The sequence below is a fragment of the Nitrospira moscoviensis genome (genome assembly GCF_001273775.1).
GTDB classification, from domain to species: domain Bacteria; phylum Nitrospirota; class Nitrospiria; order Nitrospirales; family Nitrospiraceae; genus Nitrospira_D; species Nitrospira_D moscoviensis.
Genome location: NZ_CP011801.1, coordinates 613037 through 639837, shown reverse-complemented (window position 1 = coordinate 639837; position 26801 = coordinate 613037). Strand labels below are relative to the sequence as shown.

Annotated in this window: 32 protein-coding genes, 1 tRNA gene and 1 pseudogene; 11 read left to right on the top strand and 23 right to left on the bottom strand. The window is 62.9% G+C overall.

Features of this window, described 5'->3' with window-relative positions; genetic code table 11:
* Position 1: 1 nt before the first annotated feature.
* Genes NITMOv2_RS03115 through NITMOv2_RS03100 form a run of 4 tightly spaced genes read left to right on the top strand, consistent with a single transcriptional unit; the run spans position 2 to position 3567 of the window.
* The gene (locus tag NITMOv2_RS03115; RefSeq protein ID WP_053378505.1) at positions 2-544 is read left to right on the top strand and encodes an Hpt domain-containing protein; all 543 of its coding nucleotides are present in this window, start codon (positions 2-4) and stop codon (positions 542-544) included.
* A 5-nt stretch (positions 545-549) separates the two neighbouring features.
* Entirely contained in the window at positions 550-1632 is a 1083-nt protein-coding gene (locus NITMOv2_RS03110; protein ID WP_053378504.1) for a response regulator, read from the top strand.
* Positions 1623-2699, top strand: a complete 1077-nt coding sequence (locus NITMOv2_RS03105; RefSeq protein ID WP_053378503.1) for a putative bifunctional diguanylate cyclase/phosphodiesterase — start codon at positions 1623-1625, stop codon at positions 2697-2699. The genes NITMOv2_RS03110 and NITMOv2_RS03105 overlap by 10 nt, the downstream gene beginning before the upstream one ends.
* 58 nt (positions 2700-2757) lie before the next feature.
* Positions 2758-3567: a symmetrical bis(5'-nucleosyl)-tetraphosphatase gene (locus NITMOv2_RS03100; RefSeq protein ID WP_053378502.1), complete on the top strand. Its 810-nt coding sequence runs from the start codon at positions 2758-2760 to the stop codon at positions 3565-3567.
* Here the strand turns inward: NITMOv2_RS03100 and panB are convergent.
* The 3 genes from panB to folD are packed head-to-tail and all read right to left on the bottom strand — an operon-like array spanning position 3561 to position 6107.
* Entirely contained in the window at positions 3561-4346 is a 786-nt protein-coding gene (gene panB, locus NITMOv2_RS03095; RefSeq protein ID WP_053378501.1) for a 3-methyl-2-oxobutanoate hydroxymethyltransferase, read from the bottom strand. The genes NITMOv2_RS03100 and panB overlap by 7 nt on opposite strands.
* Entirely contained in the window at positions 4346-5236 is an 891-nt protein-coding gene (locus NITMOv2_RS03090) for a methylenetetrahydrofolate reductase (RefSeq protein WP_053378500.1), read from the bottom strand. Before NITMOv2_RS03090 ends, panB begins: the two co-directional genes overlap by 1 nt.
* 10 nt (positions 5237-5246) lie before the next feature.
* A complete protein-coding gene (gene folD / locus NITMOv2_RS03085; protein ID WP_053378499.1) occupies positions 5247-6107 on the bottom strand; it encodes a bifunctional methylenetetrahydrofolate dehydrogenase/methenyltetrahydrofolate cyclohydrolase FolD in 861 nt (286 codons plus the stop codon).
* Between the two features lie 289 nt (positions 6108-6396).
* Here folD and NITMOv2_RS03080 point away from each other — a divergent pair, with 289 nt between their 5' ends.
* Together NITMOv2_RS03080 and NITMOv2_RS03075 are read left to right on the top strand one after the other, a co-directional pair.
* Complete coding sequence (locus tag NITMOv2_RS03080) at positions 6397-7410, top strand: NHL repeat-containing protein (RefSeq protein WP_145976152.1); 1014 nt, start codon at positions 6397-6399, stop codon at positions 7408-7410.
* Positions 7407-8105: a hypothetical protein gene (locus tag NITMOv2_RS03075; protein WP_053378497.1), complete on the top strand. Its 699-nt coding sequence runs from the start codon at positions 7407-7409 to the stop codon at positions 8103-8105. Before NITMOv2_RS03080 ends, NITMOv2_RS03075 begins: the two co-directional genes overlap by 4 nt.
* 15 nt (positions 8106-8120) lie before the next feature.
* Here NITMOv2_RS03075 and NITMOv2_RS03070 read toward each other — a convergent pair whose 3' ends face one another.
* The 16 genes from NITMOv2_RS03070 to NITMOv2_RS03000 form a co-directional block, all read right to left on the bottom strand.
* Complete coding sequence (locus NITMOv2_RS03070; RefSeq protein WP_187299350.1) at positions 8121-8468, bottom strand: PilZ domain-containing protein; 348 nt, start codon at positions 8466-8468, stop codon at positions 8121-8123.
* 116 nt (positions 8469-8584) lie between these two features.
* Positions 8585-8995 (bottom strand): hypothetical protein, encoded by a 411-nt coding sequence (locus NITMOv2_RS23230; RefSeq protein WP_145976151.1) that lies wholly within the window; start codon positions 8993-8995, stop codon positions 8585-8587.
* 285 nt (positions 8996-9280) lie between these two features.
* The gene (locus NITMOv2_RS03065; RefSeq protein WP_083448322.1) at positions 9281-9874 is read right to left on the bottom strand and encodes a peptidylprolyl isomerase; all 594 of its coding nucleotides are present in this window, start codon (positions 9872-9874) and stop codon (positions 9281-9283) included.
* Between the two features lie 35 nt (positions 9875-9909).
* Positions 9910-10635 (bottom strand): ribonuclease III, encoded by a 726-nt coding sequence (gene rnc / locus NITMOv2_RS03060; RefSeq protein ID WP_238590447.1) that lies wholly within the window; start codon positions 10633-10635, stop codon positions 9910-9912.
* Positions 10628-11878 (bottom strand): beta-ketoacyl-ACP synthase II, encoded by a 1251-nt coding sequence (gene fabF, locus NITMOv2_RS03055; protein ID WP_053378494.1) that lies wholly within the window; start codon positions 11876-11878, stop codon positions 10628-10630. The genes rnc and fabF overlap by 8 nt, the downstream gene beginning before the upstream one ends.
* A 15-nt stretch (positions 11879-11893) precedes the next feature.
* On the bottom strand, positions 11894-12127 hold the full coding sequence (gene acpP / locus NITMOv2_RS03050) for an acyl carrier protein (RefSeq protein WP_053378493.1): 234 nt from the start codon (positions 12125-12127) through the stop codon (positions 11894-11896).
* 86 nt (positions 12128-12213) lie between these two features.
* A complete protein-coding gene (gene fabG, locus NITMOv2_RS03045) occupies positions 12214-12957 on the bottom strand; it encodes a 3-oxoacyl-[acyl-carrier-protein] reductase (RefSeq protein WP_053378492.1) in 744 nt (247 codons plus the stop codon).
* A 76-nt stretch (positions 12958-13033) separates the two neighbouring features.
* Positions 13034-13984, bottom strand: a complete 951-nt coding sequence (gene fabD / locus NITMOv2_RS03040; RefSeq protein WP_053378491.1) for an ACP S-malonyltransferase — start codon at positions 13982-13984, stop codon at positions 13034-13036.
* A gap of 136 nt (positions 13985-14120) precedes the next feature.
* Entirely contained in the window at positions 14121-15095 is a 975-nt protein-coding gene (locus NITMOv2_RS03035; RefSeq protein WP_053378490.1) for a beta-ketoacyl-ACP synthase III, read from the bottom strand.
* A complete protein-coding gene (gene plsX, locus NITMOv2_RS03030; protein ID WP_053378489.1) occupies positions 15092-16111 on the bottom strand; it encodes a phosphate acyltransferase PlsX in 1020 nt (339 codons plus the stop codon). Before plsX ends, NITMOv2_RS03035 begins: the two co-directional genes overlap by 4 nt.
* 202 nt (positions 16112-16313) lie before the next feature.
* On the bottom strand, positions 16314-16499 hold the full coding sequence (gene rpmF / locus NITMOv2_RS03025; RefSeq protein ID WP_053378488.1) for a 50S ribosomal protein L32: 186 nt from the start codon (positions 16497-16499) through the stop codon (positions 16314-16316).
* Between the two features lie 45 nt (positions 16500-16544).
* Positions 16545-17183: a YceD family protein gene (locus tag NITMOv2_RS03020; RefSeq protein ID WP_053378487.1), complete on the bottom strand. Its 639-nt coding sequence runs from the start codon at positions 17181-17183 to the stop codon at positions 16545-16547.
* A 4-nt stretch (positions 17184-17187) separates the two neighbouring features.
* Complete coding sequence (gene rpsR / locus NITMOv2_RS03015) at positions 17188-17430, bottom strand: 30S ribosomal protein S18 (protein WP_053378486.1); 243 nt, start codon at positions 17428-17430, stop codon at positions 17188-17190.
* A 21-nt stretch (positions 17431-17451) separates the two neighbouring features.
* Entirely contained in the window at positions 17452-17862 is a 411-nt protein-coding gene (locus NITMOv2_RS03010) for a single-stranded DNA-binding protein (protein ID WP_053378485.1), read from the bottom strand.
* On the bottom strand, positions 17849-18196 hold the full coding sequence (rpsF, locus tag NITMOv2_RS03005; protein ID WP_053378484.1) for a 30S ribosomal protein S6: 348 nt from the start codon (positions 18194-18196) through the stop codon (positions 17849-17851). Before rpsF ends, NITMOv2_RS03010 begins: the two co-directional genes overlap by 14 nt.
* A gap of 147 nt (positions 18197-18343) precedes the next feature.
* A complete protein-coding gene (locus NITMOv2_RS03000; RefSeq protein ID WP_053378483.1) occupies positions 18344-18634 on the bottom strand; it encodes a hypothetical protein in 291 nt (96 codons plus the stop codon).
* Between the two features lie 177 nt (positions 18635-18811).
* Here NITMOv2_RS03000 and NITMOv2_RS24860 point away from each other — a divergent pair.
* Positions 18812-19261: pseudogene (locus tag NITMOv2_RS24860) on the top strand (Y-family DNA polymerase); the annotation flags it as partial.
* A gap of 132 nt (positions 19262-19393) precedes the next feature.
* Here NITMOv2_RS24860 and NITMOv2_RS23700 read toward each other — a convergent pair.
* Positions 19394-19471, bottom strand: a tRNA-OTHER gene (locus NITMOv2_RS23700).
* 36 nt (positions 19472-19507) lie between these two features.
* On the opposite strand from NITMOv2_RS23700, the gene NITMOv2_RS23695 reads away from it, so the two are divergent.
* From NITMOv2_RS23695 to NITMOv2_RS02980, 4 genes are read left to right on the top strand one after another with little or no spacing between them, the layout of a single operon-like run.
* Entirely contained in the window at positions 19508-19993 is a 486-nt protein-coding gene (locus NITMOv2_RS23695) for a DinB/UmuC family translesion DNA polymerase (protein ID WP_187299349.1), read from the top strand.
* The gene (locus NITMOv2_RS02990; RefSeq protein WP_083447705.1) at positions 19990-23079 is read left to right on the top strand and encodes a DNA polymerase III subunit alpha; all 3090 of its coding nucleotides are present in this window, start codon (positions 19990-19992) and stop codon (positions 23077-23079) included. Before NITMOv2_RS23695 ends, NITMOv2_RS02990 begins: the two co-directional genes overlap by 4 nt.
* A complete protein-coding gene (locus tag NITMOv2_RS02985) occupies positions 23031-23672 on the top strand; it encodes a UdgX family uracil-DNA binding protein (RefSeq protein WP_053378481.1) in 642 nt (213 codons plus the stop codon). The genes NITMOv2_RS02990 and NITMOv2_RS02985 overlap by 49 nt, the downstream gene beginning before the upstream one ends.
* A 4-nt stretch (positions 23673-23676) precedes the next feature.
* Entirely contained in the window at positions 23677-24249 is a 573-nt protein-coding gene (locus NITMOv2_RS02980) for a cysteine hydrolase family protein (RefSeq protein WP_053378480.1), read from the top strand.
* Here NITMOv2_RS02980 and ychF read toward each other — a convergent pair.
* The 3 genes from ychF to NITMOv2_RS02965 form a co-directional block, all read right to left on the bottom strand.
* Positions 24246-25337 (bottom strand): redox-regulated ATPase YchF, encoded by a 1092-nt coding sequence (gene ychF / locus NITMOv2_RS02975; protein WP_053378479.1) that lies wholly within the window; start codon positions 25335-25337, stop codon positions 24246-24248. The two genes, NITMOv2_RS02980 and ychF, sit on opposite strands and share 4 nt — an antisense overlap.
* A 79-nt stretch (positions 25338-25416) precedes the next feature.
* Positions 25417-25998, bottom strand: a complete 582-nt coding sequence (pth, locus tag NITMOv2_RS02970; protein ID WP_053378478.1) for an aminoacyl-tRNA hydrolase — start codon at positions 25996-25998, stop codon at positions 25417-25419.
* Between the two features lie 2 nt (positions 25999-26000).
* Entirely contained in the window at positions 26001-26783 is a 783-nt protein-coding gene (locus NITMOv2_RS02965; protein ID WP_053378477.1) for a 50S ribosomal protein L25, read from the bottom strand.
* Positions 26784-26801: the final 18 nt, after the last annotated feature.

Here is a 26801-nt window from a genome sequence, read left to right as displayed (position 1 = left end):
GATGCTGGCCCAGCGGCAACTGGAAAGCAGCGCGGCTTTTCAGAAAGCGATCCTGGACTATGCGGGCCACGCCGTCATTTCCACCGATCCCGACGGCATCATTCAAGTCTTCAATCCCGCCGCCGAGGCGCTGCTCGGCTACCGCGCCGAGGAAATGATCGGCACGCAGACGCCCCTGGTCTTCTATGATCCCGAGGAGGTGCGTTCCCGCGCGGAGTGGCCGACCTCTTCTCGGCCGAACCGCTCGGACGTGCTGGCCAAGATCCTGGCTCTGTACCTTAAGTATTCCGCTCAGTTAGCCGATACCATCACGCGGGCGATCGCCGAGAAGAATGCGGCGGCGTTGAAAGACGCGGCGCATAGCTTGAAATCGCGCAGCGCGACGTTAGGGGCCCGACGGCTCGCGGGGCTCTGCCAACAATTGGAGCAGGCGGGACGGACGGCATCGCTCGACGGACTCGACCAGATCCTGCCCTTATTGACGGCCGCCTTCGCTGACACCTGCTCGGCCTTTCAAGCAGAGCTGACCAAGAGAGCCGCATAGAATCTATGGAGCAGAAACCACTCGCCCTCGTGGCTGACGACGACATCACCCTCCGTGTCCTCGCGCGGGAGGCGTTGGAACAAGCCGGGCTCCGCGTCGAAGATGCCGCCACCGGCCGCGAAGCGCTCGAGGCGTTTCAACGGGACACACCGCACATCGTGCTGCTGGACGTGATGATGCCCGAGATGGACGGCTTTGCGGCCTGCGCCGCCCTCCGCCGCCTGCCGCAGGGTGAAAACGTGCCGATCATGATCATGACGGAACTGGACGACGTCGAGTCGATCGCCCAAGCCTACGACGCCGGCGCCACCGACTTCATTACCAAGCCGTGGAACGCTCTCATTCTCGGTCACCGTGTCCGGTATATGCTCCGGGCGGGCCAGGTGATCGACACCCTGCGCGAAAAGGAGCGCAGCCTCGCGGAGGCGCAGCGCATGGCTCACATCGGCAACTGGCAGTGGGACCTGGCGACCGACCGCTTCACGGCGTCCGAGGAAGTGTACCGGATCCTGGGCCTGGATCGGACCACGTTCCCCGACACCATGGAGGCGTATCTCGAAGCGATTCATCCGGAGGACCGGGACCAGAGGCGGCAACTCCTGCGACTCACGCTCGCGCAGATGGGGACCTACGAGCATGACCATCGCGTCCGACATCCGGCGCACGGCGATCGGATCGTGCACGAACAGGCGAAAGTGGTTCGCGAGCCCGGCGGCACCACCGGGCAAGTGGTGGGCACGATTCAGGACATTACCGACCGCCGCCAGGCCGAAGCGCAGATTCACTTCCTCTCGTACTACGACCAGCTCACGCAGCTGCCCAACCGGCTGCTGTTTCAAGACCGCGTGACGCAGGCGCTGGCGCTGGCCCAGCGGCACTCATTCATCGGCGCGGTGCTGCTGATCAATCTGGATCGTTTTCAGCGGATCAACGACACCCTCGGCCCATCCACCGGAGACGACATCCTGAAAGAAGTGGCGCAACGACTCCTCCACTGCGTTCGCAAGAGCGACTCGGTAGGGAGACCGCACGATCCCTATCCCAGCATCCTGTCACGGCTGGGCGGCGACGAGTTCACGTGCTGCTGACGCAACTGGCCTCGCCGCAAGATTCCGCCAAGGTGGCGCAGCGCATCCTGAAGGCCTTGAGCGAGCCGTACGTCGTGCAGGACCGCACCGTGGTGATCACGGCCAGCATCGGGATCGCGCTGCTCGGGTCGGACGGCCAGGACGTGAACACCGTGCTGCGCAATGCCGACGCGGCGATGCACGCGGCGCAGGACAAGGGCCGCAACACCTACCAGTTCTACGCCCAATCGATGAACGTCGCGCTGGCCGAACGGTTGAGCCTGGAAAGCGACCTTCGCAAAGCGTTGGAGCGCGACGAGTTCCTCCTCTACTACCAGCCCCAAGTCGATATCCGGCGCTGGGACGTCGTCGGCGTGGAGGCCTTGATCCGGTGGCGGCATCCGGAGCGCGGCATGGTGTCCCCCGCCTCGTTCATTCCGCTGGCCGAAGAGTTGGGCCTCATCAGCGCCATCGGCGACTGGGTGCTGCGCACCGCCTGCCGGCAGCAGGTGGCTTGGAGGGCGACGGGACTCGATGTCTCCATCGCCGTCAATTTGTCGGCCGTGCAATTTCAGCAACCGTCGCTTACGGCGCACATCGCCGAGGTGCTGCAGGAGACCGGCGCCGATCCGCATAAGCTGGAGCTGGAGCTCACCGAAAGCACGGCGATGCAACATGCCGAGAACGCCGTCACGATTTTTCACCAGCTGAAGGCGATGGGCTTCCGGCTCTCGATCGACGATTTCGGCACCGGCTATTCCTCCCTGGCCTATCTCAAACGCTTTCCGATCGACACCGTCAAGATCGACCGCGCCTTCGTCAAGGATCTCGCCTCCGAATCCGAGCATGCGGCCATCGCCATCGCCATCATCGCCATGGCGCACGGCCTGAAACTCCGCGTGCTCGCAGAAGGGGTGGAAACCCAGGCCCAGCTGGACATCCTGCGCGAGCACCGATGCGATACGATTCAAGGCTATTTCTTCAGCCAGCCACTCCCCGCCGAGCTCATCGAGCAGTTGATCGTGAACCATCGACGCAGGCAGCGTTCGTCGGGATCTTCGCCGGACTCGTTTCTCCTCGCGAGCTAGACGAGCGACCCTGTAGCGTTGCCTTGTATTTGCCCGACCTCCGCGGTACCCTCCGCCCATGGCCACGTATGCGATCGGCGACGTGCAGGGCTGTTACAGCAATCTCCGTCGCCTGCTCGATCGTGTCGGCTTCGAGCCGTCCCGCGATCGGCTGTGGTTCGTCGGCGACCTGGTGAATCGGGGACCGGATTCCCTGCACGTCCTCCGCTTCATCAAAGGCCTCGGACCCTCCGCGACGGTGGTCCTCGGTAATCACGACGTGTTTCTGCTGGCCGTCTCCGCCGGTGTGGCGACGCTCCGCCCTCAGGATACGATCCAAGCGATCCTGAGCGCGCCCGACCGGGATGACTTGCTCGAATGGGTGCGGCGGCAACGCCTGCTCTACCGCGAACCGCCGTTCGTTCTCGTCCATGCGGGCCTGCTGCCGCAGTGGTCGCTCGATGAGGCCGAGGCTCTGGCGCGCGAGGCCGAAGACGCATTGCAGGGAGCTCACCGCGAGGCGGCGCTGCGCGCGCTCTATCCGAGCCAACATCTTCAATGGGCTCCCGGCCTGACCGGCCCCGCCAGGCCGGCCGCGATCATCAAAGTGCTGACCCGGATACGCGCCTGCAGTCGGGACGGCGTGATGGAATCGTCGTACAGCGGCCCGCCGGAGCGCATCCCGCCTGGGTTTCAACCCTGGTTTGCCGTCAAGGAACGGCGACACCGGGACGCCACCATCATTTGCGGGCATTGGGCGTCACTGGGGCTCCATTGCCAAGACAATCTCCTGGCCATCGACAGCGGCTGCGTGTGGGGACGCGAGCTGACCGCCATCCGGTTGGAAGACCGGCAGGTCTTTCAAGTGCCGTGCAACGGCGATCAATGATAGGATTCGGACTCGGACGGAAACTTTCCCTGCTCGACTTCCTCTTTATACCGCTGCAGCGCCGACAGGGCGTCGGCTTTGAGATGGGCGTAGGGTTTGACGAACTTCGGCACGAACTCGTCGAAGAGTCCCAACAGATCGTAGAGGACGAGCACCTGGCCATCGCAATGGGGGCCGGCTCCGATGCCGATTGTCGGAATGGACAAGGACTCCGTGATCCGGCGGGCCAGCTCGGCCGGTATGGCCTCCAGCACGACCGCAAAGGCTCCCGCCGCTTCCAGTAGCCGGGCGTCTTCCAGCAACGCCGCCGCCCGATCCTTGGTTTTCCCTTGGACTTTATAGCCGCCGAAGGCATGGACCGATTGGGGCGTCATGCCAAGATGTCCCATCACGGGGATGCCGATGCTGCTGATCGCCTTCACGCGCTCCACCACGGCTGCGCCGCCTTCCACCTTCACCGCGGCGGCCCCCGCCTGAAGAAACCGCCCGGCATTACGCAGCGCCTCGTCGGTGCTCGCTTGGTAAGAGAGAAACGGCATATCCCCGATCACGAGGGCCTGCCGCGCTGCGCCGGCGACCAGCCTGGTATGGTACAGCATGTCGTCCATCGTCACGGACAGCGTGTTCGGCTTCCCTTGCACCACCACGCCCAGCGAATCGCCGACCAGAATGACGGGGATCCCCGCCTGCTCCACGATGCGCGCAAAGAGGGCGTCATAGGCCGTGACCACGGTCAGCTTTTTCTTGTGTTTGCACTGCTGGAATTCGGAGACAGTCATCAGCCGAGTTCCGCTTTGGCGATGATGTCCGCCAGCCGGTGCGTCGCCTTGATGGCCATGATATGGACGCCGTCGCAATGGGGCCGCACCGCCTTGATCGTACGGACGGCGATCTCGACGCCGGCTTCCTCCGCTTTGTCGCCCGCCGCTTTCAGTTCCTCGATCATCTCTTGCGGCACCGAGACGCCGGGGATATTGGCGTTCATAAACTCGGCCATCTTGGCGTTGCGCAGCACGAGGATGCCGGCCAGCACTTTCACCTTGAACGGACGGACCGCTTTCATGAAGCCGGCGAACTGGTCGGGATTGTAGACGGCCTGCGTCTGGAAGAACTGCGCCCCCGCTTTCACCTTCACTTCAAATTTCGCCAGCATCGGTCCCAATGGATCGGCCTCCGGCGTCACCGCCGCGCCGATCAGAAAATCCGTCGAGCCGTCCAGTTTGTTGCCCGCCATATCGCGTCCGGCATTGAGGCCCTGCACCAGCTGCATGACCTGAACGGAATCGAGATCGTACACCGGCTTCGCTTCCTTATGGTCCCCCACCGTCGGATAGTCGCCGGTGAGGCACAGGATGTTGCGGATGCCCAGCATATGGGCGCCCATGAGATCGGATTGCATGGCGATACGGTTCCGATCGCGGCAGGTCAGCTGCATGACCGGATCGTGCCCCAGCTCATACAGCAGCCGGCAGACGGGCAAGGAGCCGGCTCGCACGACCGCCGCCGTATTGTCGGTCACGTTGACGCCGTGGACGCGGCCCACCAGCTGCTTGGCGTTGTCTAGGACCGGTGCGATGTTCGTTCCCTTGGGAGGGTTGTACTCGATCGTGACGGCGAACGTGCCCCGTTCGAGGGCGTCCTTCAGCCGTTGCTGCGGTTCTCGGGTCACGCGACGCTCCTTAAGTCAAACCGGCCGTCCGTTTGGCGGATTCGACCGTATTTTCCAACAGCATGGCGATCGTCATGGGGCCGACGCCGCCCGGCACCGGACTGATCCATCCGGCCAACCGGCTGACCGGCTCGAAATCCACGTCGCCGCACAGTTTCCCTTCAGGGGTCTTGTTGGTGCCCACATCGATGACGACGGCACCCTCCCGCACCATGTCGGCCGTGACGAACTTAGCTTTGCCGATGGCGACCAGCAGCAGCTCGGCTTCACGGCAGACCGCGGGCAGATCCTTCGTCTTCGAATGACAAATCGTCACCGTCGCGTTGCGCTGGAGCAGCATGAGCGCCAGCGGCTTGCCCACGATATTGCTCCGCCCGACCACGACCGCGCGCTTGCCCTCGATCGGCACGCCCGTCGATTCGATCATCTTGATGACGCCCTTCGGCGTACAAGCTTCGAACACCGGATGGCCTTCCACCAGCCGGCCGAAATTATAGGGATGAAAGCCGTCGGCGTCTTTGAGGGGCGAGACGGCTTCGAGAATCACCTTGCTGTCGATGTGTTTCGGCAACGGAAGCTGGACCAGAATGCCGTGGATCTTCGGATCGGCGTTTTTCTTCTCGATCAGCGCCAACAGTTCCGATTGAGTCGTGGCGGCCGGCAGTTTGTGGTCATCGACGTAAATGCCCGCCAACTCGCAGGCCTTCTGCTTGTTCTTCACATAGACGTGTGAAGCCGGGTCGTCGCCGACCAGGATCGTCGCAAGTCCTGGACGTATACCCGACTTCTCGAATAGTTCCGCCGACTCCGTCGCCAACCGCTCGCGGACTTGCTGCGCCAACGCCTTGCCGTCGATCAATCGAGCTGCCACTGGGTCCTCCTACAAAGCTAGAGGTTGAGGCCGAGGCTTCCGGTTAAGGACCCTCTCGTCTTCCGCGCAACCTTGGCCTAAACCTTAACTGGATTTGAAAAACAGGGCACCTTAGCAGGGCAATTTTGCGCAAGTCAACGCTCCGAAGCGGCGCGAGGCGAGAGGCCCGTGGCAACGGGCCGGGATCACGCCTCTAGCCACTTGCCCCTCGACTCTTGCCCGCCTTCCTTGACAGTCCGTTCTCGCGTTGGCTACGATGGCCGACACCATCTCGCACAACGATCCACCCTTGAACATCTCACCTCTCTGCGTCATTTCTCTGCGTGTGTTGCGATGGACGGCGTTGGCTGTGGCGCTCACGCTCGTCATGGCGTCGGCGAGCCAGGCCATCCAAATCATGGGCTTGGAATCTCCCAACAGTTTCGTCGGCGATCCGCAGGGAAAAGAATATTTCATTTCGAACGTCAACGGCGAGCCGGACGCCCGGGACAACAACGGCTTCATCACCAAACTCGACACCGACGGCAAAGTCACGCAGCTGAAATTCATCCAGGGCGGCGTGGCCGATGTGCTACTGCACGCACCGAAGGGCCTGGCGCTCGTCGGCAAGACCCTCTACGTCGCCGATCTGGATCAGCTCAAAGGGTTTGATACAGAAACCGGCAAGCTGCTCGTCACGGTGACGTTTCCCGCGACTTCTCCACAACGACCGGTATCCTTGACGGACGTGTCGAGCGGGCCGGACGGGCTCCTCTACGCATCCGATCAAGCCGGCAACAGCATCTATCGCATCGACGCGACGGCCGACCATCGGGTGAGCCTCCTGATTCGGGACGACCGGCTGGCAGGCCCGGCCGGGATCGCGGTCCACCCCAAGACGAATCACGTGATCGCGGTGAGTTGGAACAAGGGTACGATTCTCGACATCTCACCGGACGGCGGGCTCACGGAACTGGTCTCGAATGGGTTTTTTACCGGCCGTTTTCAAAACCTGAGCGGGATCGATTTCGACCGGTGGGGCAATATGTACGTGTCCGATTTCACCAAAGGCAAAATCTGGCGGATGACCAGGGACCAGCGGTTCCAGGTCATCGCGGAATACCTGCCGACGCCCGCCGACATCAGCATCGACCGGGCCAGCAATCTCATCCTGGTTCCCTATCACTATGCGCATGCCGCGGAGATGAACGGCCTCGAAGCGCCATCGGACGGGAAGCCCAAAGGGGAAAAGCGGACATTGGCGGACTATGGCTTCGTGCCGCCGCCGCAGAAGCCGGCGCCGGAAGGTCCCCCCAAAAAATGAGCCAGTGCGTCTATTGCCGACAGCGCAAAGGTAAGCGGCCCTGTCCGGCCCTCGGCGGGTTGATCTGCAGCCTCTGTTGCGGCGAACACCGGCTCGTGCGCGTGTCCTGTCCCAGCGATTGCCTGTACCTCGACAGCGGCAGCGACTACCAGCAAAAGCGACTGGCGGATCAGTTCATGCCGGTGCGGCGGGAGTTCTATCGCCAATTGGGCGACCTGGGAGGCGGCAAGGCCGTCGCCCTGTTCAATCTGATCGAGGTGGTGACCTTCAGCTACTTCGAAGGCCGCCGGGATGGGCAGGACGCCGAGATCATCGCCGCCATCCAAGCGCTCCGCCGAACGTTGAGTCCTCTCCACGTCCCTTCGGGTCCCATGCCCGTCTTCGCCGAGCACCTGAAGAAAGAGTATGAGACGATGAAGAAGCAGAATCCGGAACAGATCGCCGACATGTCGGCGGCGCCGGACGTGCTGGATCGCGCGATTCAGTTCGTGTCGGACTTTTCAGGGAAGGACTTTCAGTCGCGGCGCTTTCTGAACGGTCTGGTGGGCTACGTGAAGGCCTACCATCCGCATATTGCGGAGCATCTGCAGAAGAAGCATGAGCCGGGCCACATCGTGCTCCCGGGCCAGTCCTTCATGCCGCCCCCGGCTCATGAGCCGCATGTCCACGGACCCGGCTGCGAGCACCGTCATTAAGCCGACCACCCGAGGCTACGAAGCGAGCCTCTCAGTGATTTCCCGTTGCAGCGCCCGTTCCACGTGGAGCGCCAATCGAAGGTCCGCTTCGTTGGACAGGGCGACGATCTGGACGCCGAACTCATGGTGCGTCGTCCAGCGCACCACCGCCTGATCGACATCGATGCTGCCTTCTCCGTTCGGCAACCACAAGCGCAGCATGAGGACGGCGCCCCTTGTCGGGTTCGACCGGCCTGCAATTCGAAACCCGTTCAACGACAGGTCCCGCACCACGCCGGCATGAAATGCCGTGCCCGCCATATAACACGTCTGATACTCGGTGGACACTCTGCGATACATGCGGCGGGTGGCAGGATAAGTCACGGACGGCTCCCTTTGGTCTCCCATCGTTGACCAAGGATAGCCGCCTCTCAAGGCCGATAGAATCCCTCAAAAGCTTCCCCTCCAAAGAGGGGTTCGGTGATGCGACATAGAATCCTTCAGTTCCCCCTCGTGAAGCGGAGGCCCGTGGGGATAGGCGGAGGAGCGAGAGGCGGCGGGGAAGGCGGAGAAGATAGGGGTGGAGGCGGAGGAGAAGGAGGAGAACCGGCCGGCACATAACTGGCGACATTGCTCTCGCTTGACTCGTTGTTCGCCGTGTCAAACGCGGTGATGACGTAATATTGAGTCGTGGAGGGAGTGCCGATATCGAAGCTGGTCACATTGCCCAATGTGGCGAGGACGGAGGCGGTTCCATACGCACGCCCGCACGGCTGCTGGCTGCAGCGATAGACACGATAGCCGGCCAAATCCATTTCTCGGTTCGCATCCCACTGCAATGTCGCGCCCCATACAGTGCCGGGCCCTACGAGAACTGCCAGCGCGGCCACCTTCATCCAATTCCGATTCATGGAACGCTTCCGATAAACTTGTGTAGGCGCAGTCTATTGGCCGCCGCGCGATCGCAAGTGATGTGCCCGAGAAAAGGCGAGGGAATGTGAAGGAACGGCCCGCTTTCAGCGGCCTCCGGCCGGCGAACTGGTTCGAAAGAAGCAGAGTGCAGGGGTTTGAGACGTGAACTTTATGAGGACCGCTGCATTTTCATACGGATGGAACGTGCAGCCGGCAGCCTACAGATCGACAGCTCGATAGGAGCATGGCCTCAGTAGCAGAAACCTAAGGAGTAGACTGGGGCGTTATTCTACGATGGTCACGGTCATTTCTACGCGCTCTCTGGGGTTGTCGCGTTCGTCGCGCGGCAGGTTCACAATTTTATCCGCTACACCGATGCCCTTGGTGACCTCACCGAACACCGTGTACTTTCGGTCCAAAAACCTCGAATCCTCCACCACGATGAAAAACTGCGAGCCGGCGGTGTCCGGATCAGACGCCCGGGCCATCGACACGATGCCCCGCTTGTGCGGAATATCGCTGAATTCCGCCTTCACCGTATAACCGGGGCCGCCCTGCCCATAGGTCTCTTTCTTGAGGGAATCCTTGGTGTTGGGATCGCCGCCCTGGATCATGAACCCGGGAATGACGCGGTGGAAAATCGTCCCGTTGTAGAATCCTTCTTTGGCGAGCTTGATGAAGTTTTCGACGTGTTTCGGCGCCACGTCCGGATAAAACTTGATTTCAATGTCGCCGAACTTGGTCTTGATGATGGCTCGGGGGCCCTTCGGAGCTTCGACCTTGGAGTTCGGAGCCTTGTCGGCGGCCAAGGACACGCCGCCGGGCAGGCCAAGCATCGTACCGACGAACACCGTGATCACCAGCAATCCTGTCCGCATCGTCAACCCTCCTTTATCCTGGCCGAGCCCGAACGTCATCCCGCCACCTGCTCCAACGCCTGCTGGGCCGCCAGCTGCTCCGCCTCTTTCTTGCTGTGCCCATGACCGGCGCCGACCACCTTGCCGTCTATTTGGACGACCACCTCGAACATCTTCTGATGGTCGGGACCCGATTCGCGCACGGTCACATAGCGCGGCAGCATATCGTAGCGGCGCTGGCACCATTCCTGGAATCGCGTCTTGTAATCGTCTCCTCCCGGCTTGGCTTGCTGGGATTCCACCTCGCGCAATTCGTCGCTCAACACGTCGAGCGTGAAATTCCGGCTGGCCTCGAGGCCCCCGTCCAGATAAATCGCGGCAATCACCGCTTCCAACGCGTCGGCCAGCAGCGACGGTTTTTCCCGCCCTCTGGAGAGCTCCTCCCCCCGCCCCAATTGCAGGCGCGCGCCGAGATCCAACCGCCGGGCGGCATTCGCCAGACAGGTTTCGCTCACCAGCTTGGCCTTCAGTTTCGACAGCGACCCTTCACTGAGCCGGGGGAAGAGCTTTGCCAGGTGATCGCTGATGATCAATGAAAGGACCGCGTCGCCTAGAAACTCGAGGCGCTCGTTGTGCTTGCGGTCCTGGCTCTTGTGCTCGTTGACGTGCGACTTGTGCGTCAGCGCTTCGGTCAGGAGGGCGGGATTGGCAAATTCGTACTTGATGGAGTGCGGTGAATCGGCTCGGGAAGCCGGCATGGTCATCGCGAGCGTGCTAGGCATCCGCGCGTCGGAAGATCAGGCAGGCGTTGACGCCGCCGAATCCGAAGGAGTTGGACAGGGCTGCGCGAACGGCCGCCGCGCGGGCCTTATTGGGCACGTAATCCAGATCGCAGGCGGGGTCCGCCTGTTCAAGATTGATCGTCGGCGGGAGGATGCCGTGATAGAGCGCCAGGACGCTGAAGATCGCTTCGATGCCGCCAGCCGCACCGAGCAGGTGACCGGTCATCGACTTGGTCGAGCTGACCGGGATGCGATAGGCCTGCTCCCCGAACACGGTCTTGATCGCGCGGGTTTCAATTGCATCGGCCATGGTCGAGGTGCCATGTGCGTTGATGTAGCCGATCTGGTCTTTGCCGATGGCGGCGTCTTTCAGCGCCAGCTCCATGCAGCGCACTGCGCCTTCGCCTTCTTCGGGCGGCGCGGTAATGTGGTAGGCGTCGCTGTTCATGCCGTACCCGATCAGCTCGGCGTAGATCCTGGCGCCGCGGCGGCGCGCATGCTCCAGTTCTTCCAAGACCACGACGCCGGCTCCCTCCCCCAGAACGAATCCGTCCCGGTCGCGGTCAAACGGCCGGCTGGCCCTCGCCGGCTCGTCGTTCCGGAACGATAAGGCTTTCGCGGCAGCAAATCCCGCCACCCCGAGCGGCGTCACCGCCGCCTCGGCGCCCCCCGCCACCATCACGTCCGCATCGCCGTGTTGGATCAGACGGAACGCGTCGCCGATGCAATGGTTGCCCGTCGCGCAGGCCGTGACGGCGCAGGAATTCGGTCCCTTGGCCCCGATCCGGATCGCCACTTGCCCGGAGGCCAAATTGATGATCGTCATGGGAATGAAGAAGGGGGACACGCGCCCCGGTCCCTTGTCCTTGAGCACGTCATGGTAATGCTCGATGGATCCGAGCCCCCCGATGCCGGAGCCGATATAGACGCCGACCTTCGGGGCTTCGTCCGGCGTCACTTTCAGACCGGCGTCATCCACGGCCATCTGGGCGGCGCCCACGGCATAGTGGATGAACGTATCCATCTTCTTGATTTCTTTCTTCTCGATGAACCGGGCGGGATCGAAGTCCTTCACCTCGCCGGCGATTTGCGCATCGTACCCGGTCGGGTCGAACCGCGTGATCCGGCCGATGCCCGATTCCCCGGCGCACAGCGCCGTCCAGGTTTTGTCGACACCCGTGCCGAGCGGAGTGACCAGTCCCAGACCGGTCACGACGATCCGTCGTGTGCTGCGATCGGTCATGCGAAGTCCGAGGGCTTAAGACTTTTCCTTGATGTAGTCCATGGCCTTCCCGACCGTGAGGATCTTTTCCGCATCCTCGTCGGGAATCTCGATCTCGAATTCTTCTTCGAGCGCCATCACCAACTCGACGGTGTCGAGCGAATCGGCGCCGAGGTCTTCCACGAAGGAGGCCTCGGGCGTCACCTCATCCTCTTCCACACCGAGTTGTTCGGCGATGATCTTCTTGACCCGCTCTTCCACTGTTGCCATCGATCTGCCTACCTCCTTCCCCACATGGATATCCTGCGCGCCGTAACAGGGGGATCTGCCACAGCCCTTCGTTTCCTGTAGCCCTGCTACACCATCAGCATGCCGCCGTTCACGTGGAGCACATGGCCCGTGATATAGGCCGCGTCCTCGGACACCAGAAACCGCACGGCGGCGGCGATATCCGCCGGCGTGCCCAGCCGGCCCATGGGAATCTGTTTCTGCAACGTCTCTTTCACCTCGGCTGAGAGCCCGTGCGTCATGGCCGTGTCGATGAAGCCCGGCGCGACGGCGTTCACCGTGATGTTGCGGCTGGCATACTCCCGTCCCACGGTCTTGGTAAAGCCGATCACCGCCGCTTTGGACGCCGCATAGTTGGCTTGGCCCGCGTTGCCCATGACGCCGACGACCGACGCAATGTTCACAATACGACCATACCGCTGCTTCGTCATCGGCTGCAAGGCGGCCTTGGTGCAGTTGAATGTGCCGTTGAGATTGACTTGCAACACGAGATTCCAATCTTCTTCCTTCATCCGCAGCAGCAAGCCGTCGCGCGTGATGCCCGCGTTGTTGACCAGGATATCGACCTTGCCCCAGGCCTTCAGCACCTGCTCCACCATGGCTTTGGTGTCGTTCGCGTCGGCGACGTTCACTTTGACGTTCAACGCGTTCCGCCCCAGCGCCTCGATCGCCTTCACCGTCTCGCTGGACCGGCCGGGATCGAGATCCGCCACCGCCACATCGGCGCCCGCCTGGGCCAGGCTTTCCGCGATCGCCCGCCCGATCCCCTGCGCCGCTCCGGTGACGATGGCGACTTTACCGTGTAATGACATGTAGTGTGTCCCTCGTTATGCGTAATCCGTTACGCGTGACGCGAACGGCCGGTCCAAGAATCCACATTCACACGCTTCACGCGTTACGTTTTACGTCTAACACGGCGAGCGTTGCCTCCAACGACTTCGGATCATGCACGTTGAGCAACGCGGCATCCGGAAGAATCCGTTTGATCAGGCCGGTGAGGACCGTGCCTGGACCGATTTCGACGAAAGTGGTGACGCCCATCTTTCCCATCGTATGCACCGTCTCTTCCCATAACACCGACGACGGCAGTTGCCGGACCAAGGATGGCGGGATCTCCGCCGCCTTGGTGATGGGTTTCGCCTCCGCATTATTGACGACGGGCGCCGTCAAATCCCCCCATTGCACCGCGGCCAGATCCTTCGCCAGCCGGTCCGCCGCCTGCTGCATGAGAGGCGTATGGACCGGCACGCTGACCGGCAGCGGGATGGCTTTCTTACAGCCTTTGTTCTTGGCGAGCTCGATCGCCCGTTCGACCGCCGCCTTCTCACCCGCGATCACGACCTGGCCGGGCGAATTGAAGTTCGCCGCCGCGACGATGCCGTCCGCGGAAGCCTCCCGGCAGACGTCTTTCACGATGTCCGCCGTGAGCCCCAACAGCGCCGCCACCAGCCCCGTGCCCGGCGGCACCGCCTCCGCCATGTAGCGCCCGCGCTTCTGCACCAGGCCGACCGCGTCGCGAAACGCCAGCCCGCCGGCCGCCACGAGGGCCGAATATTCGCCCAAACTGTGTCCGGCGACGGCGACGGGCTTCACGTGCGCCGGCGCCAACGTCGTCAGCGCCGCGATGCTGCTGACCAGCAACGCCGGCTGGGTGTATTCGGTGAGGTTCAATCGCTCCGCGGGCCCTTCGAAACAGAGCGCCGCCACGTCGTAGCCGAGCACGGAGGAGGCTTCGTCGTAAAGCTGTTTCAGTTCCGGATGCCCCTCGTACAGCGCCTGACCCATTCCCACGGACTGGGAGCCCTGACCGGGAAACACGAAGCCGATTCCAGGTGTCATAAGGGGTTAGATATCTTAGAAATCCCGTGCAATGTCAACGGGAAAAAGTTTTGAAAAGCCGCCAGCCGTCAGCCTTTTGCCATCGGAGGAACATTCCGCTCGTCGGCTGACGGCTGACGGCTGAACGCGCCGCGAGCTACCACCTGATGAGCGCCGAAGCCCACGTCAATCCCGCTCCGAACGCCCCCAGCATGACCAGCGATCCTTCTCTGATCCGTCCCGACCGCACCGCCTCGTCGAGGGCAATGGGAATGGAGGCGGCCGACGTATTGCCGTAGCGATCGAGGTTCAGCATGACTTTGTCCAGCGGAAGGCCCAGGCGCTCGGCGACCGCTTTCAGGATCCGCACGTTGGCCTGATGCGGGACATAGAGGTCCAGATCTTCCACCCGGAGACCGTTCACCTCCAACGTTTCCCGGGCGATGTCCTCAAGCGTCCGCACGGCAACCTTGAAGGTTTCGTTGCCCTTCATCTTGATGCAATGGAGCTTTTCGGCCACCACCTTTTCGGACGGCGGCATGCGGGAGCCCCCGCCGGGCACCGCGATCAGGTCGCTCAGATTGCCGTCCGACCGAAGATGCGTCGAGAGAATTCCCGCCTCCCCGTCGGCCGCGCTGACGACGGCCGCTCCGGCCCCGTCACCGAACAACACGCACGTGTTGCGATCCGTCCAATCCGTCATGGCCGACATGACCTCGGCGCCGATCACCAGCACATGGCGCATGCCGGTTTTGACGTAGGCGTCGGCGACCGACAGTGCGTACACGAACCCGCTGCAGGCCGCGCCCAGGTCGCAGGCGGCGGCCTTCGTGGCACCGAGCTGATGCTGCACCAAGCAAGCCGTCGCGGGAAGGGGATAGTCGCCGGTGCAGGTGGCCAGCAGAATCATGTCGAGATCAGCCGCCGCGAGGCGCGCCGCTTCCAAGGCGCGCCGGCCGGCCTGCACCGCCAGATCGGAACAGGCCTCTCCCGATGCGGCGATGCGGCGCTCGCGGATGCCGGTCCGCTCTCGGATCCATTCGTCGGAGGTCGCGACCATCCGTTCGAGGTCGGCATTGCGGAGGACCTTCGCCGGAGCGTATGAGCCGGTGCCGGTGATGCGCGCGCTCATGCGTCCATGTCTCCCGGCGGGCGGGACAGACTCTCTTCGATATCGCGCTGAATCAATTCGTGCACGCGCCCCTCCGCCATGCCTTTGGCGCGCCGGATGGCATTCTTGATGGCCTTCGCCGACGAGCGGCCGTGGCAGATGATCGTGACGCCGTTGACCCCGAGCAGCGGCGCGCCGCCGAACTCGGCGTAATCGATCCTGCGCTTCAAGTTCATCAGCGGTGCCGCGATCAAGGGATAGGCCAATCGTCCGAGAAACGACCCGGAAATTTCCCTGAGCAGGAGTTTCTTGATCGTCTCCGCGACACCTTCGGAAATCTTGAGCGCGACGTTGCCGATAAATCCGTCGCACACGACCACGTCGGCGCTCCCGCTGTAGACGTCCCGTCCCTCGACGTTGCCGATGAAGTTGAGCGGGCTCGCTTTGAGCCGTTTGAAAGCGTCCTTGGTGACTTCGTTGCCCTTGCTGTCTTCTTCGCCGATGCTTAAGAGCCCGATGCGGGGATGCGATTTCTTGAACAGATGTTTCCCGTATTCGTTGCCCATGAGGGCGAACTGTTCCAGGTGCTGGGCGGTGCAGTCCACGTTGGCGCCCACGTCGAGCATGATGGCTTCGCCGGTCAGAGTCGGCAGGCTCGTGGCGATGGCCGGCCGCTCCACACCCTTCGTCAGCCCGAGCACGAAAAACGACGCCACCATGCTGGCGCCCGTGTTGCCGGGGCTCACGACGGCCTGGGCTTCGCCGCCTTTCACCAACTCGGTGGCGATCCAAATCGAGGAATCGCGTTTCTTTCTGGCGACCGCGGCCGGCGATTCGTGCATTTCGACGACCTGCGCGGCATGGCGGATGGACAGGCGCGGGTCGCGGCATCCCAGGCGGGCGCACTCCTGCGTCAGGAGTGTCTCGTCGCCGACCAGGATCACCTCGACGTCGAGCTCTTTGGCCGCCTGGAGCGCCCCCTCGATACAGGGGGCGGGACCATGGTCTCCTCCGACCGCATCGAGCGCGATCTTCATGCGCGGCGTACTCACGGATGGCGATGGAACACGGGTGGCACCTGGGGTCCGATCGAACGTGGCGAGAGCTTAGCGCAGTGGACCCATTTTCACAACGGATGCCGGGAAACGAGAACCGGCGCCTGCAGACGGCGCCGCTCGTAGTGTGCCTCGGACGGACCGGCATCGGCGCATGCGACGATGCGACGGCACGCCATACGGCTTAGGACTCTTCGACCTGAATGACCGCCTTGCCCTTGTACGTCCCGCAGTTCAGGCAGGTATAGTGGGGCAGCTTCAGCTCGTGACACTGCGGGCACACGGACATGCCCGGCGGCGTCATGCGCAGCTTCTGTGTGCGTCGCTTATCGCGCCGGGCGCGGGAATGTTTATGTTTCGGATTTGGCATGGCACTCCTTCTCTGGTTCAGCCACTGCGTTCACGGAAACCCCGCTCAGTCTGCCTTCGGTCTGAGCGTGCGCAGCACGTCAAATGGACCGCCTCTCGATTCAGCGGGACACCGGCACGACCCTTCGTTCAAGTCCTTGCCGCAGCGCGGGCACAGCCCCCGGCATTCCTGCCGGCAAAGAGGATGCATCGGCGCCGCCAGGATGATCTGCTCACGGACCATCGGCGCCAAATCGAGATGGTCGCCGGCATAGTAATAGGTGTCGTCGTTCCGCTCGTCCGCCTCCGCATCGACGGCTGGCGGGACTTGTTTCTTCCGGTGATCCTCGCGCTTGGGCACGGCCGGCGCCTGCTTCGCCTCGCGCTCATAGGCCACGCGCACAGAAAAGGCGATCGGCTCCTCGAACTCCTGCAGACACCGGACGCACTGCCGGACCGCCGTGCCTTCCACCACGCCGGTTACGCAGACGGTGCCTTCCACGTTCCGAAGGTCGAGCCCCACGGCCAGCGGTCCCTGTACGACCGCATCGGTCTCGCTGAGCCCCAGCTCTTCCGCCGTCACATCCCCTGACAAGGACAGCCCTTCGGCGGTGATGTCGGCAATCTTTGGTGTGAGCAGGTCCATGGTCGTCTCCAGGCTGTCGCCGCTGCCCCACATCATGTACATATCCCGATTGCCCGCCACGCCGTTATCGTTCTTCGGCGAAGCTGATCAAGGCGATGTGCCGCGCCCGCTTGATCGCCACCGTCAGCTCGCGTTGATGGCCCATGCAGTTTCCCGAGATCCGGCGCGGAACGATCCGGCCCCGCTCCGTCAGAAAGTTCCGGAGCAATCCGGCGTCCTTGAAATCGATCGGCACCTTGTCCAGGCAAAACCGGCAGGGACGTCTGCGCTGAAACAACCGTCCGCCACCGCCTTCTCCTCGTTCCATCACTGCCTCCTTGCTGTCGCGCTAGCCATGGTCCTCATACTCATACGTGGGCTCCTCGGGAATCGGCGCGTCCCCCGCGCCGACGGCGCCGCCGCCCCCCTCCTGGCGTTTCGGCATGAACGTCACCGTCTGCGCCACGACTTCGTGTTTGCTGCGCTTCTGTCCGTCTTCCGTCTCCCACCGGCGCTGCTGCAGCCGGCCTTCGATGATCGCCCCGTTCCCTTTACTCAAATATTGCCCGCAGTGCTCGGCCTGCTTGCCGAACACCACGATGTCGACGAAGCAGACCTCTTCCTTCAGCTCATCCCCCTGCTTGAACCGCCGGCTCACCGCCAGGCCGAAGCTCGCCACCGGCGTGCCGCTGGGCGTGTACCGCAGTTCGGGATTGCGGGTGAGATTGCCGATGAGGATGACTTTGTTAAACCCGGCCACCGTCCGCCTCCTGCGCCGAGGCTTCCGCCGGCCGTCGCGGCACCAGTTCCTTTTCGAGATGGATCGTCAGGAACTTGATGATGTTGTCTTCCAGACGGTACGCTCGCTCCAATTCGCCGACGGTGTTGTTGGGCGCCCGGAAATAGAAATACGCGTAAGTGCCTTTCCGTTCCCGCCTCACTTCATACGCGAGTTTTTTGCGGCCCCAGTTTTCGGACTTGATGAACTGCGCGCCCGTCTTGTCGGCCACGCCTTTCATTTTTTCGATGAGCGCGGCGGTCTCCTCGTCGGAGACGGACGGACGAATAATAAACAGAGACTCGTAGAGCTCCATGCAGCGATCCTCCTGGACAAAGGCCCCCGAACCGGTCGGGAGCGAGGTGTAGGGCGCCTCATCAGGCGCAACGAACGGTGGACGGTATCACAGGATTTCTCACCCTGTCAATCGCGGCGGAGGCGAGAAGTCCTTCGCGCCGAATGGTCAAGCCACTGTTCTGAGCGGCGGACGACCGCGGCGCTGGGGGCCCTGGTTCGCATTGGAATGACCGGCCGATTTCAGCGCGACGCGCTGGCCGTGCGAATCCACCCGCCGCCGCGGTCTCCGGGAGGCGGCGGCCCGCGCCGGCGTGTTTCGTTCCACGCGATAGCCGAGCTGCGAAAGCACCTTGTTCAGCCGCACGATCAAGCTCTGCTCCTTCTCCGTCAGCGATCGTTTTTCCGCCAACAACGCATCGAATGACTTGGATAGGGTGCTGAGTTTCGGTCTCCGCATGACTCCCGCTCCTGGTTGGTGTGGAACGCACCCTGCACCATCGTAAGGGTCACTCTCATTGATGAAGAATAAAGAGCGTCCTTTCCCGGTTCAATCATATTTTGCGCCACTCGTAAGGGCTTTCCCGCCATTGACATGGTCATTTTCATTTGTAACCATTGGCTACGAGCATGACTGATGGACCGACAGATCGTCTGCTTGCACATTCCCTCGTTCGGTGTCGCGCTGGCCCGCGCTGGCGACGCATCGTTGCGGAACAGACCGGTGGCTGTGGCGCCAGTCCATACGCCGCGCGCAGTGATCCGGGAGATCTCCGATGAAGCCTTCCGGGAAGGCCTCCAACCGGGCATGTCCGTAGAGGCGGCACGCCTGCTCTGTCCCGGCCTGCGGGTCATTCCTCCGGACTTGTCACGGATGCAGGAGGCGCATGGCGAGTTGGAGCAACACATCCGCCCGTTTGCGCCGGCCTGGGAATCGATCAGGCTCGGCTCGCTCTTTCTGGACCTCACCGGCATGACGAAGCTCTTCGGCCCCTGCATCGACACGGCGGCCCGTATCGGCCGGAAGCTGACCCAGAAACAGGGTTGGTCCAGCGTGATCGGATTAGCCGGCAACAAGCTGGTGGCGCAGCTCGCGGCGACGACGCTCACCAAGCCGCCGCAAGTCCTATCGATCCATCCCGGTTCTGAACAGCCGTTTCTCGCCCCTTTGCCGGCCCTGTGGCTTCCCGGCCTCCGCCGCACCCACCTGTCGCAGATGTGGCAGCGGCTGGAGGATTTGAACCTCCGCACGATCGGCGCGATCGCCTCCGTCCCGCCGGCGCAGCTCGAAACCGCCCTCGGCGCTCCCGCCCGCCTCTTGCACGACTGGGCTTTGGGCGTCGATCCCTCGCCGGTCCGTTCCTCGGTTGCGCAGCCATCGTTAGCGCAGTCGCTCACGTTGGACCCCGACGAAGTGGACGATCGATTCGTGCTGGGCCGGCTTTATGGTTTGCTGGAGCGCCTCTGTACGGCGCTGCGGCAACAACGGCGGGTCTGCCGGCACCTGGTATTGACGATCCGGCACAGCGACCATGTCGAGGAGGCGGCGCAGCAGACGTTGCCGCACAGCACCTGCTGGGAAGCCGACCTCGAGCCGGTGCTGACGCGCCTGTTCTTCCGATGCTTCCGTCGGCGGGTGCGCCTCACACATCTGACGCTCTCTGTGACACAACTGGAACCGCCGGCGGAGCAACTGTCGCTCTTCGATGAGCCGGAACCGGCAGCTCCCCCGCGCTCTCATCGGTTGTCTCTGGCGCTGGATGCGATCCGTGCGAAATTCGGCGAGCGGGCCGTCTTGTGGGGGAAAACGCGGCCATGATGCCGTTCGTGCACCTGCACGTCCATTCGGACCATTCGCCGATGCGCGGCGTCGCGCCGCTCGAAGAGCTGTGCCGGTTGGCCAAACGACACGGGGCGCCGGCGCTGGCCTTGACCGATACGAACGGCCTCTATGGCGCGATCCGATTCATCGAGCAGGCGAAGCAGCAGGGTCTCAAACCGATTCTCGGCGCCGAACTGACCACCGACGACCATCGGGCGGTCTTGCTGGCCAAAACATCGGACGGCTACGCCAACCTCTGTCGCCTACTGTCCGAGCGGCATTGTGATCCCTCGTTCGATTTTGTGAAGACCGTGGCCCGCTATCGCGATGGACTCATCATATTGACCGACGATGACGCGGCTCTCCAGGCATGGGCGCACGAGTCCAGGCAAGACCTCTACGTCGAACTGACACCCGGGCCGGCCATGCAACCGGCGCTGTCGTTCAGCCGCCGCCTCGGCCTGCCGCCCGTCGCGACCAACCGCGTGTACTTTTCACGGGCCGACGATTTCGCCACCCATCGTCTGCTGCGAGCGATCGCCCTCAACACGACGCTGTCACGGTTGCCGGAAGAAGCCTGTTGCGCGCCCGCGCAATGGCTGCGGCCGCCCGCGCTCATGGAGGCCCGGTTTCCTCATGTCCCGGACGCGTTGGAGAACACGGTGTGCATCGCCGAAGCCTGCCACGGTGACTGGCGCTTCGGCGAGACGATCTTTCCCGCCTTTCGTCAACTCCGAGCAGAGGAGGCCTTCACGTGGCTCAAGGAGAAAACCTATGAGGGGGCGCTGTCTCGTTACGGCTCCTTGTCGGACGAGGTCCGTGAGCGGATCGAGAAAGAGCTCACCATCATTCGGCAAAAAGGCTTCGCCCACTACTTTCTCGTCGTGGAGGAAATTGTCCGCCGGGCGCCGCGGACCTGCGGCCGCGGCTCGGTCGCGGCCTCGATCGTGTCCTATTGCCTCAAGATCACGCATGTGGACCCGATCAAGCACCATTTGTTCTTCGAGCGGTTTTTGAATCCCGGCCGCAAAGACCCGCCGGACATCGACATCGATTTTCCTTGGGACGAACGCGACGAGGTGTTGGACGGAGTCTTCAAACAATACGGCGCGCGCCAGGCGGCGATGGTGGCCAATCACAATACCCTGGGCTTCCGCGCGGCCATCCGCGAAACGGCGAAGGTCTACGGGATGCCGGCCGAAGACATCGGCAGGATGTCCTCACGCGTCATGCGCCAAAAAGATCTCCTCGGCTTCTCCGCGCCGCCGACCAACGCCCAATGGCTGAGCCGGCTTTCGCAGACGCTGAAGCTGAAAGCGCCGTGGCCTGAGATTCTTGGTCAAGCGCTGCGGGCGCACAATCACTTCCGCCACCTTTCGATGCATTGCGGCGGGGTCGTCATCGTGCCGGAGGAGATCCGGCGCTACGTGCCGGTGGAATTCACGGCGAAGGGCCTGCCGGTCATCCAATGGGAAAAGGATCAGACGGAAGACGCGGGGCTCGTGAAAATCGACATTTTGGGCAACCGTTCGCTCGCGGTAATCCGCGATGCGTTGATCGCGATCGCCCGGCACACGGGCCGCAACATCGACTACGAAATGTGGGATCCAGTGAACGATCCCGCGACGCAGGAATCCATCCGGCGCGGGGACACGATCGGCTGCTTCTACATCGAATCGCCCGCGACGAGGCTGTTATTGAGAAAACTCTGGAACGGCATGCCGCCCCGCCGCCGCGCCGTGGCCGACGTGTTCGAGTATCTCGTGATGGTCTCGTCGCTGGTCAGGCCCGCCACCAATCCCTTCGTCGAAGAGTTTATCCGCCGGGCGCAGGAAGGCTCCTGTCCTGTGTGGCATGACAAGCTCAAGGGCATCTTGGACGAAACCCACGGCATCATGACGTACCAGGAGGACGTCTCGAAGGTCGCGATGGCGCTGGCGGACTTTTCCATCGACGACGCCGATCAGCTCCGAAAAGTGCTGAGCAAAAAGCACAAGGCCAAGCAGCTGCAGGATTATCGAATCCAATTCTTCCAGGGCGCGGCGGAGAACGGCGTGCCGCGCGAGACCATCGAAGCCATGTGGAAGATGATCATGAGTTTCGCCGGCTACAGCTTTTGCAAGCCCCATTCGGCCAGCTACGCGCAGGTCTCGTTCAAGTCCGCCTATCTTAGAACGCACTACCCGGCGGAATTCATCGCCGCCGTCATCAGCAATCAAGGCGGGTTTTATTCGACCTGCGCGTATGTGTCGGAAGCAAGACGGATGGGACTTGCGATACTGCTTCCCGACGTGAACGAGAGCGACTGGGCCTACCGGGGGGAGGGGGAGCGGCTGCGCATGGGGTTGATGCAGGTGAAGACGATCCCGGAAGCGCTCGGCAAACAAATCGTGAAAGAGCGAACGGAGCACGGCCCCTATCGATCATTCCAAGACTTGTTGCAGCGCGTTGCGATGGAACCGGCGCAGGCCAGAGCCTTGGTCCGCGCCGGCTGTTGCGATTCCATCGCCGGGGAGCTGACGAGACCGGCCCTGCTCTGGCGGCTGTATGCGGGAAAGGAGGCCGGCCTGAGTCCGTTACCTGTACCGGACGAGTACACCGCCGCCCAGAAGCGGGCTCACGAGATCGAATCCTTCGGCTTTCTGGCCAGCCGCCACCCCCTGACCCTCTATCGCAAGCCGATTGAGCGGCTGCGGCCTGTGCCGGCTTCGCAGATGCATCGGTACGTCGGCCGCCGCATCACGATGGTCGGCTGGCTGGTGACGGAAAAAGCGGCGGAAACCACGCATGGGCAGGCGATGGAATTCATCACGCTCGAAGATGTCACCGCCCTCTACGACGCGACGCTGTTCCCCGACGTCTATCGGCGTTGCTGCCACCTGCTAGCACCGAACCGGCCGTATGTGGTCCGCGGGGTGGTGGAAGAATCGTTCGGCGTCGTGACGCTGGCGGTGCTCGATCTCCGCATGCTGGAATCGGCGAAGGAGGAGGAGCACCGCCCAGTGGCTGATCCGGAAACATGGTATGGTGAAGCATGCGAGGCCCGGCCCGATCAGCCGCCCAGTTCTTTCCTGCCACGCTGACCATCCCCCATCTGCAGGAGGCCGCCGCTTCCTGTACCGGTTGCGATCTCTACCAGCGCGCCACGCAAACCGTCTTCGGAGAAGGAGCGTTCCAGGCCACGGTCGTCTTCGTCGGCGAGCAGCCCGGCGATCAAGAGGACCAAGCGGGCCATCCCTTCGTCGGCCCTGCGGGCAAGATCCTGGACAAGGCCTTGACCGAAGCCGGGATTGCGCGGCGCGACGTCTACGTCACCAACGCCGTGAAGCACTTCAAGTGGGAGCCGCAAGGCAAGCGGCGCAAGCACAAAAAGCCTTCCGCTGCCGAGATTGCCGCCTGCCGGCCCTGGCTCGAGGCGGAAGTGCAGGTGGTGCAACCGCGCGTCGTTGTCTGCCTCGGCGTCACGGCCGCCCAATCCGTCTTCGGCAAGGTCGTGCGTGTGAATGAACTGAGAGGGCGGCCCTGGAGCACGCCGATGGCGCAGACGGTCTTCGTGACCGCCCATCCCTCCGCCATCCTGCGGCATCCCGAAGCGGCTCAGCGGGAAGAGGAATACCGGCGCTTCGTCGAAGATTTGAAACGGATCAGACGATTCCTTCAAGCCGAGGCCGCCTGACGCCATGTCGCGACACCCCGATCACGCTCGCAGTTGTCTGCTGATCATCGATATGATCAACGAGCTTTCGTTCGACAGCGCGGAGCGACTGCTCCCGACCATCGAACAGACCGCGCGGAACATTGCGGCCTTGAAGCGGAACGTGAAACAAGCCGGATGGCCGGTCCTGTACATCAACGACAATTTCGGCCGGTGGCGATCGGATTTCAGACATCTGGTGGCGCGCTGCCTGGAAGCGAACTGCCGGGGAAAAAGGATCGCGGAATTGCTACAGCCGGATGAAGACGACTACTTCGTACTGAAGCCCAAGCACTCGGGCTTCTTCGCAACGCCGCTCGAGCTGCTGCTGAGCTTTCTCCATGCACGCCGCTTGATCATCACCGGGATGGCCGGCGACAACTGCGTCCTCTACACCGCCGCGGACGCTTACATGCGGGAATTCGAAGTGGTCGTGCCGGCCGATTGCGTCGTCTCCCTCGATCCGGCCATGAATACGGCGGCGCTCGAACAGATGCGCAAGACCCTGAAAGCCGAGACGGAACCTTCCAAACACATCATCGATCAACTCGCCGCTTAGACGTTGAACCGGAAGTAGACGATGTCCGCCTCTTTGATGACGTAGTCTTTGCCTTCCAGTCTGAAGAGGCCTTTTTCCTTCACCTTGGCCTCCGATCCGCAGGCCAGGAGATCGTCGTAGTGATAGACCTCGGCGCGGATGAAGCCGCGCTCCATGTCGGAGTGGATCCTGCCGGCGGCTTGCGGCGCCTTCGTGCCACGGGGAATGGGCCAAGCCCGGGATTCGGTCTCGCCGGCGGTGAAGAAGGTAATGAGGTTGAGCAGGGCGTAGGCTTCCCTGGTCAAGCGCACAAGACCCGATTCGGTCAGTCCCATCTCCGTGAGGAAGTCTGCCCGCTCGCTTTCCGGCAACGAGGACAACTCCGCTTCGAGCTGGCCGCAGATCGTCACCACGCGCGCGCCGCGCTTCTCGGCGAAGTCGCGCACGGTTTTCACCATCGCTTCGTCCGCGTTCTTGCCTTCCGACACGTTGGCGACGAACAGCACCGGCTTGGCCGACAGCAGCTGGCACTCGTTCAGCAGCGCCCGCTCGTCGGCGGTATAGGACAGATTGCCGAGCCATTCGCCTTTGTCGAGGAGGCCGATCAGGCGCGTCAGGAACTCGACTTCGAAGGCCGCTTTTTTATCGCCGGCCCGGACTTTTTTCTCGGCCTTCTGTTTGCGACGATCCAGCGCCTCGAGATCCGCGAGCATGAGCTCGGTTTCGATCACGCCGATGTCGCGGAGGGGGTCGACGCCGCCGCTGACATGAACGACGTCGGTCCCTTGAAAGCAGCGGACCACGTGGAGCAGCGCGTCCACTTCACGGATGTGCCCCAGGAATTGGTTGCCCAGGCCCTCGCCTTTGCTCGCTCCTTCCACGAGACCGGCGATGTCGCGGACTTCCAGCGTGCTGTAGGTGGTTTTCTTCGATTTGAAGATGTCGGTGAGCGTCAGCAGGCGAGGATCGGGCACCACGGCGATGCCCGTGTTCGGATCCACGGTGGCAAAGGGATAATTGGCTGCAAGGGCTCCGCCACCCGTCAGGGCGTTGAAGACCGTCGTCTTGCCGACGTTCGGCAAGCCGATCATGCCGCAACAGAGTGCCATGGTTTAGCCGTGGTGAGTGATGGGTGACGAGTGGTGAGCGAAAACGTTTCCCAGCTTTACACCGATCACTCATCACCCATCACTGATCACTTTCCTCCCGTTCCCGCACGTTGAATTGATTCATCGCGACGGCCGTGCCGCGATGGATCAGACATTCCAGCGCGTCGACGGCCCGTTCCAGACAAGGTTCAAACACCGCCATCTCGTCTGCAGACACCGGCTCCAGCACGTAATCGGCGGGGTCCTGCCCCGGCGCAGGCCGGCCGATCCCGATTTTGATCCTGACGAACTGAGGCGTCCCGAGCGTCTCGATGACGGACTTGATGCCGTTGTGTCCGCCGTGTCCGCCGGCCTGCTTGATCTTGAGCCGCCCCGGCTCCAGATCGAGATCGTCGTGAATGAGGATGAGATGCTCGGGGGTGAGCGCCAATTCCCGCAGAAGACCTTTGAGAGGAGGACCGCTGACGTTCATCCAGTCCAGCAGGCCGGCCAACTCGATGAACTCGGATCCCAGCCGCCCCGATCCCCGCTGCGCCGCGCCTCGCGGCGCAAGGCGGATCGACCAGCGAGCCGCGGCTCGCTCGATCACCCACATGCCGACGTTGTGGCGCGTGCAGGCGTACGCCTTGCCGGGATTGCCCAGACCGACGATGAGGCGCACCGCTACTTCTTCTTGTCGGCTTCTTTCTTCTCGGCCTTGGGCGCTTCCTTGCCGGCTTCCTTCTTCTCGCCGGCCTTGGCCTCACCGGCCGCCGGCGCCGCTGCGCCCGCCTTCGCCGGTTCGCCGCCCTCAGCCGCGGCCGCTTCCTTGCCCTTGGCCGCCACTTCCGGTTCGGCGGCCGTTGCCGCCGCGCTGGTCAACAGGGCTTCCAGCTTGGCGTCGGACATGGGCGCCGCCACGCTGACGACCATCTGGTCCGGGTCGTCCAGATACCGGATGCCCTCGCGCTTGGTGATCTCTTTGAGATGGATGCCGTCGCCGATCTTCAATGCGGAGGCGTCGACTTCGATATGGTCCGGCAAGGCAGCCGGCAAACATTCGATATGAAGCTCGCGCAAATTGTGGTGCAGCACGCCGCCTTCCTTCACACCGGCCGGCACGCCGCCGACGACGTGGATCGGCACTTTGACCCGAATGGGCTTGCTCATGGAGATCTCAAAGAGGTCCGCATGCAGCACGGCGCCGGTGACCGGATCCACTTGATAATCCCGCAGCAGCGCGGTGCGGTTGGGCGCCGACTTGGCGCCCGCCACGGTCAGCGAGATCAGGGCTGTGCTGCCGGCCTGCGACTTGAGGATCTTGATCAGTTCCTCGGGTTCGACGGTCAAGAGCAAACATTCCCCCTGGCCGTAGAGGACCGCGGGCACTTTTCCGCTTCGCCGCATCGATCGGGCGGCTCCCTTGCCGGCCTGCTCTCTCACCGTGACTGTCAATTCGAATTTCATGATGCTCCTCCGTCTTCC